Below are 20,794 nucleotides of genomic sequence, written 5' to 3'. Positions count from 1 at the left end.
GCTTATCGATATCGCCAGGCCTACTATCGTTTGAGGAAACTTTTAAGTCTTTCCGACCGTGGATGGCAGAAGATGTCCTCGGGCTTTCCCTCTTCCTCGATAATGCCACCATTGAAGAAGAGCACACGCGAGGCTACATCGCGGGCAAAACTCATCTCGTGAGTGACCACCACCATGGTCATGCCACTATGAGCCAAGTCGCGCATGATCTGGAGCACCTCGCCCACCATCTCGGGGTCAAGGGCCGACGTGGGCTCGTCGAACAGCATCACGTCGGGATTCATCGCCAACGCCCGAGCGATGGCGACACGCTGCCGCTGTCCTCCCGAGAGGCTGTCGGGCCAGGCATCAGCCTTGTCGGCAAGTCCCACACGCAGGAGCAGACGGTCAGCAGTGGCGGAGGCTTCCTGCCGGGATAGCTTTCCCAACGTCACGGGAGCCAGCATGATGTTGCGGCGAATGGTCATATTGGGAAAGAGATTGAACTGCTGAAACACCATACCGATACGTTCCCGCATCTTGTTGATGTTGATTTCCGGCGACGTGATGTCAGTACCCTCAAAGAGAATGTGACCGGAGGTGGGACGCTCCAGCAGGTTGAGACTGCGGAGAAAGGTGGACTTGCCACAGCCCGAGGGTCCAATGATGGCGACGACTTCGCCCTCGCGGATGGTGGTGCTGATGTCGCGCAGCACTACATGGTCGCCAAAGGCCTTGCAGAGATGGTCGATGGTGATGAGCGTCTTATCTTTCATTTTTACGAAGTTTCTTTTCCAGCACACCCACTGCCGATGACAGGCTGAGCACAATGGCAAGGTAGATGATGGCTACCACCCCCAGAGGGAGGATGGCATCATAGGTGATGCTGCGGATGATGTCGCTGCCCTTGGTGAGGTCTACCAAGCCGATATAACCGCTGATGGACGTTTCCTTGAGCAGGGTGATGAGCTCGTTGCCGATGGCGGGCAGCACGTTTTTGAAGGCTTGTGGCAGGATGATCAGCCGCAGAGTTTGGCTATAGCTCAGTCCCAGCGAGCGCCCGGCCTCGCTCTGTCCGCGGTCGATGGACATGATGCCGCTGCGCACCACCTCAGCCAGATAAGCCGAAGAGTTGATGCCAAAGGCTACGATGGCGACGAGCACCTTACTCACGTCGGCAGCGGCAAAGATGACATAGTATATAATAAGGAGTTGCACCATCGTCGGCGTGCCGCGGATGATGACGAGATACAGCTTGCACAGGGCATTGAGCACGGCGTAGCGGCCGGTGCGGTCGTGGGTGGTGCGCACGATAGCAATGAGCGAGCCGAGGCAGAGCGAGATGAGTATGGCGAAGAGCGTGATGACGAGCGTGTTGCCAAGGCCTTGCAGCAGATAGAGATAGCGGCCTTCGACGAGGAAGTCCTGCCGGAACTTTTGCGCAAGGCTCTGTGAGTGCGCCTCGTGATGTGAGGTTTTCACGATGATGACCTGACGACTACGGGCATAAGCGTCGGTGAAGCTGACGTTGCGCAGACGGTCGGGTGTGACGGTAAGAGCGGCTGCACCGACATCGGCTTTTCCGGTCTGTACCGAGGTGACCACCGCATCGAAGTTCATATCCTCCACTTGCAGCGTCATGCCGAGCACGTCGGCCACGGCCTGCATGATGTCGATGTCGATACCCACCACGCGCCCGTTGTCGTAATACTCATAGGGTTGAAAGGTAGCGTTGGTGGCCACGACGAGCCGACCGTTGGGCCGCCCGATGGCCTTCGGCTGGTAGGCAATGCTCATCTTCTGACGCAGATGGCGGTTGACAATGGTGTCGAGCGTGCCGTCGTTGCGCAACAGCTGCAGTGCATGGTTGATGCTGCGCACGAGGTCGCGCCGTCCATGCGCCACACAGAAAGCATAAGGCTCCGTGCTGTAGGCGTGAGGCAGGATAGCCAGTCCGTCGTTTTGCACCACGAAAGCCTTGGCGGGCTGATCGTCCTCCACCACGCAGTTGACCTTGCCCTGCAAGAGTGCCTGTATGGCATCGGCCGTTTTGGTGAAGCGCTCTACCTGCGTGCCAGCCTTGTCGTGCTCCATCTTCGATACCTTCGTGTCGGAGGTAGTACCCAACTGCACACCGATCTTACTGCCCGGTAAGTCCTGTGCAGAACGAATGGCCTTGGGTTTGCCTGCGCAACCCACAAGTGTCATCAGCACCAACAGCACGACTCCTATGTTTATTCTCTTCTTCACTGTTTCTCTTTATGATTACTCTTAGTCCCTATCTCTTTACGCTTTTACCTCTTTACTTTTTTACCTTTATCTTATTTCCTCCATCTTCACCACATCGTAGCCTTTGATCTGCACGACGATGAGGTGGAGCTGTGTGCCGTGGAGCATAGTCTGCAGCTTGTGGTCGGCGGCGTAGGTCTTGATCTGCGCGACGGCCTCGGTCCACTGTTGGGCAGTCTCAGCCTCGGTAGTGTCAGTCTTGAGATACTTCAACTCCAGGATATAGCTGTGGGCAACCATCGGGTAAACCGTGTAGTTGGGCAACAGGAAGAAGTCGCAATAGCCATGAGAGAACTCCATCTCGGGAGCTACAAGGTAATAAGGGTCAAGCGAGAGGAACGCATTCATGAAACCTTGCAGGTTGCGCTCGCCTTCGATAAGCTGTCGCACGGCGGTAGTGTCGTGGTAAGCCTTGAGGATGTAGTCCATCATCGGTCGCCAGTTGCCTTCCAAAGCAGCCTGATAAAATGGAACGTTGAGCTGCGAGACTGCAATAGGATAAATCTGCTGGAAAGCCTGAATCAGATAGTTGTAATACTGTTTGCGCACATTGTTGTTCGGAATACCCAACTTCAGCATAGCGCCTAAGGTGCCACGAATGGTGAGCATGCCATAATAGAAGAGCAAACTGACGAAGTTGTCTTCGTCGGTAATGCTCTCTGCGGGGAAGTAGCTGTTGATCGTCGAATAGGTGTAACCCGTGTGCATGATGTCGTAGATGGTTTGCCGACGCTCCTCGGTCATGTTGCCGATCTCGATAAGGTTGCGCAGTTTCTTGTAGTCAGTCTTCGTATTCGGGTCGACCATTTCTTCCGGCTTGTGTCCTGTATCGACAAGTGTACTCATATAGTAGCACACCATGTCGCTGTTGAACATGCTGGGCTCACGACCAAAACTGTCCTTGGCAAAACAATAGTTGTCGTACCATGGCTTAATATCAGCGATGATACTGTCCTCAGTAACTTCCGGCTTGATGGCACCTGCGTCTTTGTAATAGCGGATCATCTGTCGCACATCTTCCTCTGAGAAGCCGAGCATCTGGTTGAAGCGCGAGTCGATGGTCATGTTCAGCGCGATGTTGTAGCCACTCGTCAGGTCGTCGAGCGTGATGGGAGCGACGCCGAGCATGATGATGCGGTCGAACATCGGCTTGAATAGCTTGAACACGTCGCGGTAGAAGCCTGTTCCGTGGGTGAGGTCGTGGTAAGCCTGTTGCCCCTTCACATTAAGAACATTATTGGTGAAGTTGTCATATTCGTCAACGATCAGGTAGAGACTGCAACCAGAATCTCTTGCAACATTGTTAAGACGGTTGAGCATGTCTATGCCTGTCTTTCCACGAAGTACCTCGTCTTCACAGCCTTTCGGATAGAGATATGCGTATTTTCTAATAAAAGACTCGCATTGACCAGTCAGATAGTTATTGAAGTTGCTACTCAGATTATCAATGTCGCTACCCACGCAAGAGAAGTCGAGATGCATCACCTGGTACTTGTTGCGGTACTCCGTCGGATGTTCAGCGGCATACATTCCCTTGAACAACTCTTGGAAGTTGTCCTTCTCATTGATATCGTAGTAGGCTTCGAGCATGTTCAGAAACAAACTCTTGCCGAAGCGGCGCGGACGGACAAGGAAAAGAAAGTTGCCTGCCCGTTCCATCCGCTCGAAGTACATACTCTTGTCCACCAGATATTTGTTTTCCTTCCGCACCTGCTTAAAATCTGAGATGCCGTAGGGAATGCGCTTGAAATCGTTGTTCATCGTCTTGCTGCTTATCGTTGTTGCAAATATAACCTTTTCCTTTCAGATAAGCAAAACTTGGAGGAAGAAAATAGAAATAACCACGACGACTTTCTCACGACAACATTGTCAGACTGCCAAAAGAAGCGCTTGTCACGCTCTGATTTGTCTTGCTTTCTGACAATTTTCGGCCTCTGAGAATGCGATTTTTTCGAGCAGACACTACTCTGATTGGAAAATCGCGATTCTGGAGATTTTTTATAAAACACTAAAAGACAAGCACTTGTAATTTGTTGACATTTGATGTCATCGCCAAATGTCTTTTTTTACGCTGTCAAAACACTGAGATGACCTTGTCATCTCAGTGTTTTGACCTCATCATCTCAGTGTTTTGACAAGGTCATCTCAGTGTTTTGACAAGGTCATTCCACTGTTTTGTCGAAATTTCCATGTTTTTGTGGGGATTACACAAGCCTTTTCCGATTAAAAGCCTTCATTGCTCGCTCTAGAATGAAAGAGAAACATGACAGACTTTTGTAAAGCTAATTCTACAGCTGTCCCGCCTCCACGAGGAGCACGACACGCTCCGTGAGGCGGTCGACGCCCTTGGGCTCATAGTCCTTTTTCAGGCTGGCGCCAAACACCCAGGCGAAGGCTTGGTAGAAGCCGGCACGCACGGGACCGAGAAAGGCCTTGATGAGGTCGTAGCTGGAACTGTTGCATTCGCGATAGACGAGCTTGATGAGCAGCTTACCCTGGCTGTAGGTGAGCTTCTTCATGCGTGGCGTATACTCCTTCTTGATGGCCGCCTCTACGCGCTTCATGTGCTCGTCCTTGGCCTTCTTGTTGGGCAGCGTCTCGAGGTAATCGCCGGTCTCGATGATGATGCGGTTGACTTCCTTGGCAATGGGGAGCACTTTCTTCACGTTGTAAACCAGGCGGTTGAAAGCAGCACGCTCCTGCGCGTTCTTGAAAACGGGCTGAGTGAACACCCACACATTGTTGAGTTCCACATACTGGATGGAGTCACGCCCCATAAGCACCTTGCCCACCTTCACCATCGGCACGAAGGTAGGGTTGTCCATATCCACCTGCATGTCCTCGGGATTGACATGGCCCGGATGGTCGATGTCGCCCTGTGCATGGGCGGCAACCACCATGCAGAGACACACGGCAAGCAGCGCAACGTGCTTCCACATTCTGATGATGTAATCTGCAACCTTCATAACAGCCGCAAAATTACACAGATTTGGGCTGATACGAAAATAAATTAAGTTATATTTTGATGACTTTCGCACTCTCAGCGCAAAATCGCCTGATACGATCACCGCTTCTTTCTGCATCAACGACAAATGGATGGGGACAGAAGCAAGTTCAAAGAAGCAAGAATGACAGAATTGAGAATTCACAAAAAGAAATGCCGGCCACAGGGAGTGTGACCGGCATCTGCTATGTTGCGCTCAATCGCTTATTCCGATACCGTGCTCGACACGTTTTGTTTCTCGTAGTAAGCCTTGTAGTCCTCACCGCCATATTTCAGTCCGAGATCCTCTCCGTCGATACCGTCGCAGACGCCCTTATAAGCCCACTTGTACTTGCCGTCGAGGTCTGTCACGGTACCCGTGCCCGTGCCCTTTATTTTCACGGTAGCACCTATCACAGGCCCTTCAGCGTCTGTTACAACGCCGTGGACTGTGCGGTTCTGTGCCGACGCGACCATTGGGATCGCCGAGATGATCCCCAAGGCAGCGAGTGCCTTGATAGCTTGAAAACTTTTGTGTTCCATGGTCCTTTTATAGTTTAGGTTGATGTTATAAGCGTATTAGGCTATGATCAGCTTTATGTAGCGTTTCATTTGTTTGCTGTGGATTGCCATGGACGCAAAGTTAAAAGTTTTTAGATTTTCATGGGTTCAGTTTTGTTTCATGCTCGTTTCTGTTTGTTTCAGACGTGTGCTGAGCGGCATATTGGCTGGGGGTGATCCCAAAATGCTTGCGGAAGACGGTGGAGAAATGCGACTGACTGTTGAAACCGCAGTCATAAGCGATCTGTGTGATATTGATTTTTCCCTCCTCAATCAATTCTGCCGCCCGCTGCATTCTGATGTTGCGGATAAACTCGGCAGTGGAGATGCCTGTCAGCTCCTTCATTTTGCGGTGGAGCTGCGCACGGCTGATGCCTACGTCGGCGGTGAGCGTCTCCACACTGTATTCCGGATCAGTGAGGTGGTTATTGACCGATTGCATGACACGGTCCATGAGTTGCTCATTGTTGCCTGTGGTAGGTGTGCGCTTGATATTCTCGACTTGGTCACGTGTTCCAGAGTATTTGCCTTTGAGCCTTCTGACGTTGTCGACGAGATTGTCAATGACAGCATGGAGCTCTTCCATGCTGAAAGGCTTCTCCATATAGGCGTCGGCACCCGAAGAGATACCTTGCAGCCGGTCGACGGTCTCGCCTTTGGAGGTGAGCATCACCACGGGCACGTCGTTGATCTGTGGATTGCCCTTGATGCGTTTCAGCAGTTCTATTCCATCCATCACGGGCATGATGATGTCGGAGATGACCACGTCGTAATGCTTGTCAGTCAGCAACGCCTGCAGTGCGTCGCGCCCGTTGGCAAAGACGTCGAAGCGATACCATTTGCCAAGCTCGTTGGCGATGTATTGCGTCAGCTCTGTATCATCGTCGACAAGCATCACGCGACAACCACGATTGGCCTGCTGACGTGGAGAGGCTTGCGGATGCTGAGGCTTTGCTGCGCCTTGAATATATGGCAGCGTGACGGTCATGCAGGCACCGCTGCGCCCGTCCTGCCGGTTGGCTGCGAGGATCGTGCCGCCGTGCATCTTGACGATAGACTGGCAGAGGTTGAGGCCGATGCCGGTGCCGGACAGGTGTTTGCCGGGATGGTTGCGGCCTTGATAGAAACGCTCGAAGACATGACGTGCCTCCTGGCCGCTGAATCCGCAACCGGTGTCAAGCAAGTTGACGACGACAGAAGTCTCGTCGTGGGTGAGACGGAAGCAGATCTCTCCGCCATCGGGTGTGTATTTAAATGCGTTGGACAGCAGGTTGATGAGCACCTTCTCGAAATTCTGCGGATCGACGGAGAGCCACAGTTCCTTGTCAGCGTGCTCAAAGTTGAGGGCGATATGCCTTTCACGGGCGTTGTACTGAAACATGGCACAGACACCCTGTATCGCTGCCACCATGTCGGTATCGGCGTATTGCAGTTGCATCTGGTTCTTGTCAAGCTTCCGCTCATCCAGGATTTGATTGACGAGTAGCAGCAGTCTCTTGGCGTTGCGGTCGATAGTGTTGACATCGTTTTCCGAAGGAGTGCCACTCAACGTCTGTCGCAGTTTGGCCAAGGGGGCAAGGATGAGCGTGAGCGGAGAGCGGATGTCGTGTGTGGCATTGATGAGAAACTGCATCTTCTGATCTTCAAGGTCTATGGTCCGCTTGCGCTCGACATAGTACAGAACAGCTACTACGATGCCCACGGCAACAAGCGCATAGACAAGAAAAGCCCAAAGCGTGGCATACCACGGCTGGCGTATGACCACGGTGATGACCTCTTTGGGCGTAGACATCTGACCGTTGTACACAGCGCGGGCTTCTATGTGATAGGTGCCGGGCTTCATTTCGCCCAATGTCAGACGGTTCACTCCTGCTTCCAACGACATCCATGGCTGTTGGTCATTGATGCGATATTGATAGATGATGTCGGCAGCGTCGGTGTAGTTGAAAAGGCTGAAGTCGAAGGAGAGATTGTTTTCGTTGTGGCTGAGCTTCAGTTTCCCAAAAGGCAAGGCTCGCTCTTCGCCGTTGACAGTCAGGCGGGTGACGGACACGGTTCTGAGCCGGATGGTGTTGTGACGCACGTGCTGCGGTGTGAACATCGTCAGTCCGTCGCTGGTAGCAAAGCAAATGTCATCGTTGTCACTATGTATGGCAGCGCCCGGAATATACTCTGCCGAGGCGAGGCCATTGCCGTGGATGTGCCCGATGAAGCGGTGTCGCCGGTGGTCATATTGCCAGATGCCGTCGGTGGTACTCAGCCATAGGTCACCGCTATGATCCTCCACGATGCCATAGACGGTGACGTTGCGCAGGGCTGTGTCGTCGGGCATTCGTCTTGTCGTCCGGTGTTGGCGATCGTAGACGAAGAGCCCCTCGGTGGTACCCACGAGGATGTCTTTGCGACGGTTCTCACAAAGTGCGTAGACCTGAATTCCCCGTAGCTGACATTGCCAGCCCAAGACAGAGAAGGAGCCAGTCACAGGATCCATGCAAGCCAGACCGTCTGCTGTGCCAATCCATAAGAGACCTTGATGGTCCTTTAGCATTGTTCTCACCCAGTCGTTGACCAACGAGGGATGACCTTTGGCGTTTTGAGCCATTGAATATTGCCGAAGGTGATCTGTGGTGGGATTGTAAAGCAGTAGTCCTTTTCCGAAGTTGCTCACCGCTAAGATTCCGCGACCGGCATCAGCGATGGCATTGATTCCCCAGCCCTGCACCTGTAGTTTGCAGGAGCGGGCACCGGTATTGGGGTCATAGCTCCACAGTGCGTTTTCAGTGCCGAGCCAGTAGTGACCGTCAGCAGATCTCCATAGTGTGTTGGGACTCTCCGGTGCGCTGATTCTGCCACTGACAGTGCCGTCGGCAGAAAAGTGGTAGATGCCTGCTTTCTGTACGACACACCAGACGCCACCCTTACCATCAGCAGCAATAGAGGACACGCTGCTGCCTAAGCGTACGCCCTTATTCGCAAAGGAGACGGCACGGAAAGGTGTGGCTTTGTGGCTGATGAGATAGATGCCTTTCTTGTAGCAACTCACCCATAGATTTCCGTCGCGGTCTTGGTAAATGTCATTGACGTTGGCTGCAGAGAGATTGAACTGAGAATTGTCATCGGTGACACTCTCGAGTTTGGAGCTTCCTTTTCTGATGACAAAAAGCCCATGACCAGAACTGCCGATAAAGAGATTGCCCTGCCTGTCGGCAATGCCTTTGCGCACAGATACTTGCTTGTCGAATATCGTAACGCCAGAACCGGCGTGTGAAAGGCTTGCCGTGGGCTCGTCGTAGTAGAGTATGCCATACATGCAGATCATCAGCACGCCATGCGGTCGCTGTATATAGCTCATCACCGGACCGACGTCGCTACGGAAGTCGGTCACGCGGCGCGGATGAAGTCCGTTGAGCGTCCAGCGGCTGATCATGTTGTTGTGGCTGCACCGCCAAAGCACGCCTTGGTGGTCAAGGAAGAGTTTGCTGGCAAACTCGTCGTCCTGCCCTCGTGAGAAGGCTTTAAGCCTTATGGCCTTGTTCTGAATCTTGTCGATGGCAAAGAGTCCGTATCCTGCTGTGCCGAGAAGCAGTTGACCATTGGCCGTTTCCACGATCGACTCCACACGAGGCTGTATTGTGTCGGGAAAACGATACCGGACAAAGCGATTGTGCCGTGCGTCGTATCTGGCCAGTCCTTTGCTGCATCCCACCCACAACTGCTTGTCGCGGCTGAGAAAGAGTGCCGTGATCTCGTTGCTGGGCAAGGATGTCGTGTCTGACTTTGCGGCATGATACACCGAAAAGTGGTAGCCGTCGTAGCGGTTGAGTCCATATTCCGTTCCGATCCAGATGTAGCCGTAGTTGTCCTGTATGATGCTGTTGGTGGTACTGGCCGACAATCCCTCAGCGGGAGTGTGGAGCAGGCCGTTGTCGGCAACCAGCACGAGGAAGACTGTCAGTAGGCTATATAATAATAAGGTGTAGCGTTTCAGCATGAGATTTAGATGTTATGTAGGGTTGATGGGATAGTTTCACTACAAAAGTACATCTTTTTTATGAGAAAGCGACACGAATAGCATAAAAAAACGGCAACCGTTCCTACGGAAGGTTGCCGTTTATATCTTTGTTCGGAATTGCCGGAGTCTTATTCCGGAAACAGCCTGAGAATTACTTCACCGTGATGAGGTAATAGTTCTTCTTGCCGCGCTGCACGAGCAGGTACTTGCCGTCGATGAGATCTTCGGCAGTGACGGGCTGGTCGAAGGCGGTAAGTTTCTCCTTGTTCAGGCTCACGCCATTGCCCTTGACCATCTTTCGCATCTCGCCCTTGCTGGGGAAGATGTCCCAACCGTCCTGGCAGAACAGGTCGATGGCTTTTTGTCCGAGCTGGTCCTTGCCGAGTTCGTAGTGAGGTACATCCTTGAAGACATCTACGAGCGTAGCCTCGTCGAGCTGAGTGAGCTGGTCTTTGGTGGCCTTACCGAAGAGAATGTTGCTGGCGGCGATGGCCATGTCGAGGTCCTCTTTGGAGTGTACCATCGTGGTGACCTCAGCGGCGAGTCGTTTTTGCAGCACACGGCGGCCTGGATCCTGACGGTGCTCAGCGATGAGCGCGTCGACGGTCTCCTTATCGAGGTCGGTGAAGATCTTGATATAGCGTTCGGCGTCTTCGTCGCTGACGTTGAGCCAGAACTGATAGAAAGCGTACGGAGTGGTGCGGTTGCGGTCGAGCCAGACGTTTCCGCTCTCGGTCTTGCCGAACTTCTTTCCGTCGGCTTTGGTGATGAGTGGGCAGGTGAGGCAGAAGGCTTCGGCATCGTTGCCGAGCGTGCGGCGGATGAGCTCTGTGCCGGTGGTCATGTTGCCCCACTGGTCGTTGCCGCCGAGCTGCAGACGCACACCATAGTGCTCATACTGATAGAGGAAGTCGTAGCCTTGGAGCAACTGATAGGTGAACTCGGTGAAAGACAGACCGTCGCGAGCCTCGCCGTTGAGACGTTTCTGCACGCTGTCCTTAGCCATCATATAGTTGACGGTGATGTGTTTGCCGATGTCACGCACGAAGTCGAGGAACTTATAGTCCTTCATCCAGTCGTAGTTGTTGACCAGTTCTGCTTTGTTGGGCTCCGTACCGTCGAAGTCGAGGAACTTGCTGACCTGCTTCTTGATGGCTTCCTGATTGTGATAGAGCGTGTCCTGGTCGAGGAGGTTGCGCTCCTGGCTCTTTCCCGAAGGATCACCGATCATACCCGTGGCACCGCCGACGAGCAGATAAGGCTTGTGTCCGCAGCGCTGCAGGTGACGCAGCATCATGATGCCGCAAAGGTGTCCGATATGCAGAGAGTCGGCAGTAGGGTCGGTACCCAGATATGCCGAAACGAGATGAGTATTGAGATACTCTTCAGTGCCCGGCATGATTTGGGCGAGCATGCCGCGCCATTTCAGTTCTTCTACGAAGTTTTTCATTTTTATATGTTTAGGGCTCATAGAGCCGATGATGTCATCAACAACAGATGAAGGGGGAATTATGGCACCGGGTCGTAGCCGCTGCCTCCCCATGGATTACAGCGCAGGATGCGCCAGATGGCCAGGAGCAGTCCCTTGACGGGGCCGTGCTTAAGGATTGCCTGACGCGCATATTCCGAACATGTCGGCGTGAAGCGGCACGAAGGTGGCGTGTAGGGCGTGATGAACTTTTGGTAGAACACGATTGGCTGCACCAGCAGCCATGCCAGGCCATGTGAGACGAAAAGCAACAGTTTCTTCATTCGTTGCTACTCAAAGAGTTAGGAGTTGGCTGTTCCTTATTGGTGCCGGCCATCTTCTCGTGAATGCGCGCGAGAAGGTTGACCACGCTTTTGTTGACCGTAGCAGCGTCAGGCATCCTTCTGTCCATCCAGATGAAAGCGATGGCGAGCGGCCACTGCGCGACAAGGCTTTTGTTGTGGCGGTAAGCCTCTCTGACGAGTCGCTTGATGCGGTTGCGTTTCACGGCTCTTCTGAAGCAGTGCTTGGGCACGCTGATGAGGAACTTGGCCTGTGGTCGTTGCGGCCTTTCGTCCTGCTGTTCGTCGCTGTCTGTGGTAGGAATCAGCATGTACACAGCTCGGATCGGAAAGGCAGACATCGAGTGGCTGTTGCCCTCCTTGAAGAGTGCGTCTATGTCTTTTCGGTGATAGATGCGCTCACTCTTGCCAAGTGTCGGTCTAAACTGTGTCATGTGTGTGATTAGTCCTCGCCGTTCTCTTTTTTCAGGAAAGCTTTGAGAGCGGCAATCATCGATGGATATTCCTTGGTGCCCGCCATGAGCGAGACGGGTAGTCCAGCTTTTTCGATGGCTTTTCCTGTGGCAGGTCCGAAGGCACCGAGCTTGAGTGAGCCTTCCTTGACGTTGGGGAAAGACTGTGTAAGATAGTTTACGCCGGTAGGAGTTGAGAAGATCAGCATGTCGCAGTCGAAGTTCTTCACCTCTTCGGGGGTGAAGTTGTTGCTCAACGTGCGGTACATGACACATTCGGTGTGGTTGAGTCCCTTGGCATCGAGCATATTCTTGATGTCGTCGTTGTGTACGCTGCTCAGCGGCACGAGATATTTCTCCTGCTTGTGCTTCATCATCACGGGGATGAGATCATCGATCTTTCCGGTGTTTCCAAAGAACACCTTTCTCTTGCGATACTGCACGTATTTCTGTATATAGAGAGATATCGTCTCGGTGACGCAGAAATATTTCATGTCTTCCGGAATGGTAAGCCGAAGCTCGTTGGCTAATTGAAAAAAGAAGTCAATGGCATGCCGTGAGGTGAAGACGATGGCCGTATGTGAAAGAATGCTTACTTTCTGCTGGCGAAATTCCTTAGCAGTGAGCCCTTCTACTTTGATGAAAGGGCGAAAGACGATCTCTACCCCGAATTCTTTCTCGATATCGTAATACGGGGATTTCTCGCCCGCCGGTTTAGGCAGGGAAATCATGATCTTCTTAATCATTGTGTCCTAAAAGTTTATTTTTAAATAATTATCCGTCAACACCAGTACACCCCACAGGGAGCCCAGTGGCATGAGTTCAAGTGCACAAAAGTACAAAAAACTTTGCACAACAACGCTCGTTTTGCGGAAAAATATCAAGTAGGACTTATAGAAGGCCAACAATTTAACTAAAATGACGACAACAGAGGTGTAAACTATGGTTGTTTGCAGCGATAAGTTGAAGTAGACCGACAGCATGACCATCGGGAAAAGAGCGATACCTTCGACCGAAGAAAGGAAGAGCATACTCTTGTTCCATTGTTCGTTTTTTTTCTTATCAAAGAAGATCCAGTTCACAAAAGCGTAGAGCAGAGCCTTGACGCCGAAGTAGAGAAGGAGTATGCCTGTGTAGATGCCTACCGTAAGGTATTGCGGCACGGTGAAGGAGGTACCGGCATAATTGCCGGTATAGAAGAAAAATACCAACGAGAAGAGCAGGCAGGTCTGCAACAGCAAGAATAGCTGGAAGCGCAGCTCGCTACTGGTCTCGGTGATCTCGGTGGTGCCTTCGCGTTGTGTATAGAAGAAGTTCTTGAATTGTCGGCGGATGAAACCTCCGGACTTGGCGATGGCGATGAGGGCAAAGACAAAGCAGGCGATGAGCACCGAAGAGATGAGGTTGTCGCTGGCGATGGAGTAGGGCACGGGATCTCCCGCCACTCCCTGCCGGTAAGTAGCGTACTCCGGACGATAGATGGAGTCGGGCTGTACGAGCGAATGACTGTAGTACAGCGGCCGGTTGAGGTTCATCTTTCCGAAGCCTGTGGGCTTGGTGGTCGGCGTGCGCAGTGGATTGTGGTAGTGAGCCCAGTCGACTTGTGGAAACTTATAGTTAGCCCTGATGGCCGAGTCCTGTTGCCAAGGCGTTGCCGTGGCGGGCAATGTCTTGATGATATCCCATGGAGATCGGTAGCCACTCTTGTGGTTTGTGGCAGTGTGCTGCTTGGTTTGCACGGGTGTGGCAACTGCCGTAGAATCGCTTTGCTGTATCATTTGCTAATCAAAAATACAAGAGACGGCCCGGAGGCCGTCCTTGTGTGGAGTGGCAGGAGCAGAGCATTGGCGAAGTCCCCGCCCCTGCGATATTATAAGCCGAAGGCCTTGCGGATGCGCTCTACCTGGTCGAGCTTTTCCCAGGTGAAGAGCTCCACCTCCATCGTCTTTTTCTCGTGATAGAGGCTTTCAAAAGTTTTCTTGACTTTCTGGCACTGGCGTCCCATGTGGCCGTAGGCAGCAGTCTCGAAATAGATCGGTTGGCGCAGGTTGAGCGTGTCCTCGATGGCTTTGGGGCGCAGGTCGAAGAGGTCTTTCACTTTGCGTGCGATCTCACTGTCGCTCAGGCTGACATGGCTGCGGCCGTAGGTGTTGACATAGACGCTCACGGGCTCAGCCACACCGATGGCATAGGCCAACTGCACAAGCATCTCGTCGGCCACACCGGCAGCCACCATGTTCTTGGCGATATAGCGGGCGGCGTATGCTGCGCTGCGGTCTACCTTGCTGGGATCCTTGCCCGAGAAGGCACCGCCGCCGTGTGCGCCGCGTCCTCCGTAGGTGTCGACGATAATCTTGCGTCCGGTCAGTCCGGTGTCGCCGTGAGGACCGCCGATGACAAACTTGCCCGTCGGGTTGACGTAGTATTTGATGCCGTCGTGCATCAGCTTGCGCTCACGTTCGCTGGCGTTGGCCTCTGTCTCGGCAGCGTTGGCCAGACTGTTGTCGAAGAGTCGGCGCAGTTTGTCGCCGGCGGCTTCCTTGACGCGAGGGATGAGGATGTTGATGACATCCTCGCGGATCTTGGCAAGCATCTGCTCGTCAGCCTCTTTCTGAGCCTTGCGGCTGTCGTCCTTAGGCTCGACAAACGGGTCGTGCTGTGTCGAGACCACAATGGTGTCGATGCGCACGGGCTCGTTCTGCTCGTTGTATTCCATGGTCACCTGACTCTTGGCATCGGGACGCAGATAGGTCATCACCTTGCCTTCCTTGCGTATCTGTGCCAAGGTGTACATGATCAGATGCGACAGGTCGAGGGTGGCGGGCATGTAGTTGTCGGTCTCATTGGAGGCATATCCAAACATCATGCCCTGGTCGCCGGCGCCCTGCTCTTCCTCTTTCTCGCGGCTGACGCCCTGATTGATGTCGCCGCTCTGCTCATGGATTGCCGTGAGGATGCCGCAGGAGTTGTAGTCGAACTGATACTCGGCTTTGCTGTATCCGATGCGCTTGATGGCTTTGCGCGCCATGGCTTGCAGGTCGATGTAGGCGTTGGAGTGCACCTCGCCCATGATCACTACCTGTCCGGTGGTGACAAACGACTCCACGGCGCAGTGAGCCTTAGGGTCATAGGCCAGGAACTGGTCGAGGATGGCATCGGAAATCTGGTCGGCCACCTTGTCGGGATGTCCTTCCGAAACGGATTCTGAAGAAAATAGATAACTCATTTTTCCATTACTTTTTAAGCGTGGAATAACGCCAAGTAACCGTAAAATCTGAGGGTGATTTTGCAGTTTTAGCATTTTTTAGTGTGGTTGCAAGCAGCCAAATTCTTCCACATTGATGAAACATATTATAAAACTCGCGTGCAAAGTTACGGATATTTTTCCAAATGACAAAGAAAAACAAGGTGACAAGTATGCCTTTTGCCTTTTTTTCATTAACTTTGTAGCGTCAACTGTTACAAGCATAAACAAAATCAACTATGGATAACTTACAGAAAGTATTTGCAGAGAAACTGCTGAAGATCAAAGCCATTAAACTTCAGCCCAACGATCCGTTTACATGGGCATCGGGTTGGAAGTCGCCTTTCTATTGCGACAACCGCAAGACGCTGTCCTATCCCGACTTGCGCAGCTTCGTGAAATTGGAGTTGGCTCATGCTGTGCTGGAGCACTTCTCCGAGGCTACCGCTGTGGCCGGCGTGGCTACGGGAGCCATCGCCCAGGGGGCGTTGGTGGCCGACGAGCTGAACCTTCCTTTCTGCTACGTCCGTTCGAAACCCAAGGACCACGGCATGGGCAACCTCATCGAAGGCACGCTGCCCGAGGGCTCCAAAGTGGTCGTCGTGGAAGATCTCATCTCCACGGGCGGCAGTTCGTTGAAGGCTGTTGCCGCACTGCGCCAGGCCGGTTTCGATGTGGTGGGCATGGTAGCCAGCTACACCTACGGATTCCCGATTGCCCAAAAGGCGTTTGAGGATGCCAAGGTGAAGCTCGTCACGCTGACCGACTATGAGCACGTCGTGGAGAAGGCTGAGGAAACGGGTTATATCAAGGCTGAGGACATCGCCACACTGCATGAGTGGCGCAAGGATCCCGCCAATTGGAAGAAATAAGTTGAGACATACCTTATCTATACGCACATATATAATATGAGTACAAAGATAGAAAGCACGATCCGACAGATCGGCTATCCACAGGCATCGGTTTATGCGATGCTGAGCGATCTGAGCAATATCGACCGAGTGCGCGACCGCCTGCCTGAGGACAAGATCAAGGATTTGTCGTTTGATGCCGACAGCATCTCGGTCAGCACGCAGATGGGCACAGTGAAGCTCGTCATCGTGGAGCGTGAGGCACCGAAGACGATAAAGTTCGAGACACAGGAGAGTCCGCTGCCCTTCAACTTCTGGATTCAGCTGCTGCCCGTGACAGACACCACGTGCAAGATGAAGCTCACCATTAAGGCGGATCTCAACCCCTTTATCAGCGGCATGGTGAAAAAACCGTTGCAGGAAGGTATCGAGAAGATCGCCGACGCGCTGCAAATGATACAGTATGAATAATGAATGTTGAGTGGTGAATGTTGATATTCATCACTCAACATTGTTTTGATTCGTCACTCTTCATTCATTACGCTTCATTCATCACTCTGGTTCATCATTTGCATTATTCAATATTCATCATTCTAAATTCATCATACTAAATTCGTATTATGGCCAATAAACTGTGGGAGAAAGGATTTGAAGTCAACAAAGAAATAGAGCGGTTCACCGTGGGACGCGACCGCGAGATGGATATGTACCTCGCTAAGTACGACGTGCTCGGCTCGATGGCACATATCACCATGCTTGAGAGCATCGGTCTGCTGGAAAAAGACGAGCTGACAAAACTGCTCGCTGAACTGAAAAACATCTATCGCACGTGCGAGCAAGGCGAGTTTGTCATCGAGGACGGCGTGGAGGATGTGCACTCCCAGGTGGAGCTGATGCTCACACGCAAGCTCGGCGACCTGGGCAAGAAGATCCATTCGGGCCGCTCACGCAACGACCAGGTGCTCGTCGACCTAAAGCTTTTCACGCGCCATGAGCTGATGGAGGTCGTTGACGAGGTGAAGAGTCTGTTTGACGAACTCATCCAGAAGAGCAACGAATACAAGGACGTGCTCATGCCCGGCTACACCCATCTGCAGATCGCCATGCCTTCGAGCTTTGGCCTGTGGTTTGGTGCTTATGCCGAGAGCCTTGCCGACGACATGCTCTTCCTGCAGGCGGCCTATAAGATGACCAACCGCAATCCTCTCGGCTCGGCAGCGGGCTATGGCTCTTCCTTCCCGTTGAATCGCACGATGACGACAGAGTTGCTGGGCTTCGACTCGATGGACTATAACGTGGTCTATGCGCAGATGGGACGTGGAAAGATGGAGCGCAATGTGGCCTTCGCCCTTGCTACGGTGGCCGGCACGCTAGCCAAGATGGCATTCGACGCTTGCTTGATGAACTGCCAGAACTTTGGTTTCGTGCATCTGCCCAAGGAGTGTACCACGGGATCGAGTATCATGCCGCACAAGAAAAACCCCGATGTCTTTGAGCTCATCCGTGCCAAGAGCAACAAGATACAAAGCCTGCCGCAGCAGATCATGCTCATCATGAACAATCTGCCCGTGGGCTATTTCCGCGATCTGCAGATCATCAAGGAGGTGTTCCTGCCTGCCTTCGACGAGCTGAAGGACTGCCTGAGCATGGCGGCCTATATCATCAACAAGATAGAGGTGAACCGGCATATCCTCGACAACCCGATGTACGATCCTATTTTCTCCGTGGAGGAGGTGAACCGGCTGGCCGCTAATGGCATGCCGTTCCGCGACGCTTATAAGAAGGTGGGGTTGGAGATCGAGGCTGGGACGTTCAAGGCCGACCACCACATCCATCACACGCATGAGGGTTCCATTGGCAATCTCTGCAACGACCGTATCCAGGAACTCATGGACAACACGCTCGACGGCTTCCACTTCGAGAGGGTGGAGGAAGCAGAGAGAAGATTGCTGAATGAAGAATGATGAATGTTGAGTGAGCCCAATGGTGAATGTTGACTGTTGGCTGGAACCATGTGTCATGTTGGGTGCCGGAACAAGGGAAAGCCTGTGGCCTTAGTGTAGGTGGGGCACCATGGCTGCCCTAATGCCGCAGAGCACTTACTAATTACTGTCAATGATGGCGGGTCGGGAATAAATCTCGCCCCACATTATTATTATATAGAATAGTCGCAATGAAGAAAGTATTCAGAATCATTATGCTGGCCATGACGGGACTGCTGTCTGCTGCTCTCTTCGTGGCTTGTGGCGATGTGGAGAGTGAATTCAGTACAGCCCCCTGCGCGCTGTACTTCGACAATCAGACCCACAACAATGCCACGCTCGCCGAGGCGATGACACCGTTTTCCGGTATTTTTGTCACCATCACCACCACTTCAAAGAGTGGCGCGCAATATTTCGTGTTTACCAACAATCAGGGCAGCAGCAGTCAGGTTGTCTTCGATGCCAAGGATAAGCAACGGCAGCAGGCCGGACAACTCATCCTTGGTCTGAACGGCGCGATCATTGTGGGATATGGTTTCTCCGAGACGTTCTACGCCTACGACCGTGAGTGCCCCAACTGCTTCGACTCCAACGCGCTGCCACTGCGCAGCTATCCGCTCAAGGTGAACAGTGCGGGTATTGCGTCCTGCTCCAACTGCCACAGAACTTATGATCTCAACAACGGCGGCATTATCGCTTCCGGCAGTGGGGGCAAGAAGATGACACGCTTTCCAGTCGTCACTACTGGCGCTTACGGGCTGCTCAGCGTGAGATAGTTGGTTTTTCTTCGACTACAAAAGCCTTACGAATGCCAAGAGATCGTATGGTAGTTGGATGAATGTTGTGATTTGCTTGAGTATATTTATTGACAAAAGTGCATCAGGATTAAACTTCATTCTAGAGAAACCATGAGATGAAAATGGATGCGTATCGTTCTCGGATGAATGAAAAAGTAGCTACTCGACGACAAAAATGTGGCTTTTATGGATGAAATCAGTGATTTCTCTTGGTCATCTCAGTTGTTTCTCGATGAGAAAACTGTGTTTTGATGGAAAATTCTCTAGAGAATTTTTCGTCAAACTACTGAGATGACAGCACAAAAACGGTACTTTTACAAGAAAAAGCCATTGTTTTTGCCATGAATCTTTCCGATTTCGATAGAGCCAAAATGAAGAAAATATAGCCAAAGATGGTAATCGTCTGAATATCAGCTTGTTACAGAAATACTTCCAAAAATCACGAAATTGAGAGCAAACAACCCTTTGGTCGAGAAAATCGCCTGGAAAATGGATGTTTTTTGTCAGTTTTATCAACAATTCATGAAACGATAGTCGAACGTCACCTTCTACGCCCTCATCACTTCCGACGCATGACGCGGTGGATATCAGCCAGGGTCTTGTCAAATGGACCGCTATGCTCCAGTTTGAGCGTACACATAGCAGCAGCGAAGCGACCAGCCTCCTCGCAACTCGCACCCTGCAAGCGCATCCACAGATAACCCGTGGAATAGGTGTCACCACAGCCTGTCGCGTCGACGAGCACCTGAGGTTTGTAGGCCGGCACCTCATAGAATCGCCCCTCACAATAGATCAGCGAGCCATAGCTGCCCAGCGTGATGATCACCTCCTTCACACCCATGTCTGCCAACTGTAAGGCCACCGTTCGTGGATTTCTGGAATGCGTGATCACCTCCATCTCATGCTCGTTGAGCTTCAGAATGTCAGTACAGGCCAGGATGCGCTCCTTGTCCTTCCAGTCCACAGCACGCACCTGCTCGCCTGACACTTCGCGCAGATAGCCTTGCACATCGATGCTCACCTGACCCTTGGTAGAGAGATACTCCACTACCTCAGGCGAAAAGTCATCGGCCAACAAACTGCCTAGATGAAACACCTTCGCCTCCAACGGCTTCATCTCCTCCAGGGTGAATGGATCCGCCTTGGCCAGCACACGCTGCGTACGGTTGTCGGAATTAGCACCATACTTGTTTTCAAAATACACCGTATGGCGACTGTCATAGCAACGTACGTCAATGCCTGCCTGACGCAGCTTCTCTACCTCCGGAAACTGACCTTTCCCCACTTTTGTCACCAGTTCATAGCTCACCATCTTCGGCAGACGGCTAATGCCGTAAGACATATAAAAAGAGGTGCCACCGGCCATATAGACGGTGCTCTCCGGCGTGATGATCTTATCGCGGGTGATATGCCCGATGCAGCAAATATCTGTCATATTAGTTGTTTATACATTGCAAAGATACTGCAAACGAGTGAAATAGCAAAGAAAAATTCCTTTTTCTTTGCTTTTCCGATTCTTCCTTCTGTAGTTCCTTTAAACTTTTAACCTAAAAAATTTGGATTTTCTCCAAGAATGTTGTACCTTTGCACTCACTATTTACATCATTGCGTATTCTTACGCGCATGCCCAGATGGCGGAATAGGTAGACGCGCTGGTCTCAAACACCAGTGCCGCAAGGCATCTCGGTTCGAGCCCGAGTCTGGGTACTTTTATTACATCATGATAATCGCTAAAGCCTTATAAACAAAGACTTTAGCGATTTTTCTTTTCCCGATTTGCTCCATATTTGCTCCATTTCTATTGAATTTGACTGCATATAGTGCCGTTCGATAATGGTCGTTCTCATTCGTTTTCATTCGTTTTTCGCCATTAC

General features: G+C 52.1%; 16 protein-coding genes, 1 tRNA gene and 1 pseudogene. 5 read left to right on the top strand and 13 right to left on the bottom strand.

The genetic code is table 11. The features are described from left to right. Positions 1 to 23: 23 nt before the first annotated feature. The 12 genes and pseudogenes from NG346_RS08180 to NG346_RS08125 all read right to left on the bottom strand — a co-directional run bounded on the left by NG346_RS08180 (position 24) and on the right by NG346_RS08125 (position 15,272). Positions 24 to 755, bottom strand: a complete 732-nt coding sequence (locus NG346_RS08180; RefSeq protein WP_262280382.1) for an amino acid ABC transporter ATP-binding protein — start codon at positions 753 to 755, stop codon at positions 24 to 26. Continuing rightward, positions 745 to 2,229 (bottom strand): ABC transporter substrate-binding protein/permease, encoded by a 1,485-nt coding sequence (locus NG346_RS08175; RefSeq protein ID WP_262280383.1) that lies wholly within the window; start codon positions 2,227 to 2,229, stop codon positions 745 to 747. Before NG346_RS08175 ends, NG346_RS08180 begins: the two co-directional genes overlap by 11 nt. Before the next feature lie 66 nt (positions 2,230 to 2,295). After that, positions 2,296 to 4,029, bottom strand: coding sequence for an ATP-binding protein (locus NG346_RS08170; RefSeq protein WP_262280384.1), 1,734 nt, complete (start codon positions 4,027 to 4,029; stop codon positions 2,296 to 2,298). Positions 4,030 to 4,556: 527 nt separating this feature from the next. Next, positions 4,557 to 5,168: a DUF4294 domain-containing protein gene (locus NG346_RS08165; RefSeq protein ID WP_262288588.1), complete on the bottom strand. Its 612-nt coding sequence runs from the start codon at positions 5,166 to 5,168 to the stop codon at positions 4,557 to 4,559. A gap of 431 nt (positions 5,169 to 5,599) precedes the next feature. Next, a pseudogene (locus NG346_RS14625) lies at positions 5,600 to 5,728 on the bottom strand (carboxypeptidase-like regulatory domain-containing protein); the annotation flags it as partial. Positions 5,729 to 5,912: 184 nt separating this feature from the next. After that, positions 5,913 to 9,803 carry a two-component regulator propeller domain-containing protein gene (locus NG346_RS08155; RefSeq protein ID WP_262288585.1) on the bottom strand — a complete coding sequence of 1,297 codons (3,891 nt, stop codon included), beginning with the start codon at positions 9,801 to 9,803 and terminating at the stop codon, positions 5,913 to 5,915. A gap of 172 nt (positions 9,804 to 9,975) precedes the next feature. Beyond that, positions 9,976 to 11,274 (bottom strand): tyrosine--tRNA ligase, encoded by a 1,299-nt coding sequence (gene tyrS / locus NG346_RS08150; protein WP_262280388.1) that lies wholly within the window; start codon positions 11,272 to 11,274, stop codon positions 9,976 to 9,978. Between the two features lie 59 nt (positions 11,275 to 11,333). Continuing rightward, positions 11,334 to 11,576 carry a membrane protein insertion efficiency factor YidD gene (yidD, locus tag NG346_RS08145; RefSeq protein ID WP_262280389.1) on the bottom strand — a complete coding sequence of 81 codons (243 nt, stop codon included), beginning with the start codon at positions 11,574 to 11,576 and terminating at the stop codon, positions 11,334 to 11,336. Then, positions 11,573 to 12,028 carry a ribonuclease P protein component gene (gene rnpA / locus NG346_RS08140; RefSeq protein ID WP_262280390.1) on the bottom strand — a complete coding sequence of 152 codons (456 nt, stop codon included), beginning with the start codon at positions 12,026 to 12,028 and terminating at the stop codon, positions 11,573 to 11,575. The genes yidD and rnpA overlap by 4 nt, the downstream gene beginning before the upstream one ends. Positions 12,029 to 12,036: 8 nt before the next feature. Next, positions 12,037 to 12,792, bottom strand: coding sequence for a uroporphyrinogen-III synthase (locus NG346_RS08135; protein WP_262280391.1), 756 nt, complete (start codon positions 12,790 to 12,792; stop codon positions 12,037 to 12,039). A 6-nt stretch (positions 12,793 to 12,798) separates the two neighbouring features. Beyond that, complete coding sequence (locus tag NG346_RS08130; RefSeq protein ID WP_154533150.1) at positions 12,799 to 13,824, bottom strand: DUF4271 domain-containing protein; 1,026 nt, start codon at positions 13,822 to 13,824, stop codon at positions 12,799 to 12,801. A gap of 92 nt (positions 13,825 to 13,916) precedes the next feature. Then, positions 13,917 to 15,272: a methionine adenosyltransferase gene (locus NG346_RS08125; protein WP_154533151.1), complete on the bottom strand. Its 1,356-nt coding sequence runs from the start codon at positions 15,270 to 15,272 to the stop codon at positions 13,917 to 13,919. 257 nt (positions 15,273 to 15,529) lie between these two features. On the opposite strand from NG346_RS08125, the gene pyrE reads away from it, so the two are divergent. The 4 genes from pyrE to NG346_RS08105 all read left to right on the top strand — a co-directional run bounded on the left by pyrE (position 15,530) and on the right by NG346_RS08105 (position 18,899). Then, the gene (pyrE, locus tag NG346_RS08120) at positions 15,530 to 16,162 is read left to right on the top strand and encodes an orotate phosphoribosyltransferase (RefSeq protein ID WP_154533152.1); all 633 of its coding nucleotides are present in this window, start codon (positions 15,530 to 15,532) and stop codon (positions 16,160 to 16,162) included. A 36-nt stretch (positions 16,163 to 16,198) separates the two neighbouring features. Further along, a complete protein-coding gene (locus NG346_RS08115) occupies positions 16,199 to 16,612 on the top strand; it encodes an SRPBCC family protein (RefSeq protein ID WP_262280392.1) in 414 nt (137 codons plus the stop codon). A gap of 149 nt (positions 16,613 to 16,761) precedes the next feature. Continuing rightward, on the top strand, positions 16,762 to 18,105 hold the full coding sequence (gene argH, locus NG346_RS08110; RefSeq protein WP_154533154.1) for an argininosuccinate lyase: 1,344 nt from the start codon (positions 16,762 to 16,764) through the stop codon (positions 18,103 to 18,105). A 209-nt stretch (positions 18,106 to 18,314) separates the two neighbouring features. Beyond that, positions 18,315 to 18,899 (top strand): hypothetical protein, encoded by a 585-nt coding sequence (locus NG346_RS08105; RefSeq protein WP_262280393.1) that lies wholly within the window; start codon positions 18,315 to 18,317, stop codon positions 18,897 to 18,899. A 580-nt stretch (positions 18,900 to 19,479) separates the two neighbouring features. Here the strand turns inward: NG346_RS08105 and NG346_RS08100 are convergent. Beyond that, positions 19,480 to 20,355 carry a PfkB family carbohydrate kinase gene (locus NG346_RS08100; RefSeq protein ID WP_262280394.1) on the bottom strand — a complete coding sequence of 292 codons (876 nt, stop codon included), beginning with the start codon at positions 20,353 to 20,355 and terminating at the stop codon, positions 19,480 to 19,482. 190 nt (positions 20,356 to 20,545) lie between these two features. Here NG346_RS08100 and NG346_RS08095 point away from each other — a divergent pair. Beyond that, a tRNA-Leu gene (locus NG346_RS08095) sits at positions 20,546 to 20,627 on the top strand. Positions 20,628 to 20,794: the final 167 nt, after the last annotated feature.

Origin of the sequence: Hallella absiana (assembly GCF_025457485.1) — a bacterium.
GTDB classification, from domain to species: Bacteria; Bacteroidota; Bacteroidia; order Bacteroidales; family Bacteroidaceae; genus Prevotella; species Prevotella absiana.
Note: the sequence above shows the minus strand (reverse complement) of the source record. Positions and strands in the feature narration are given on the sequence as shown.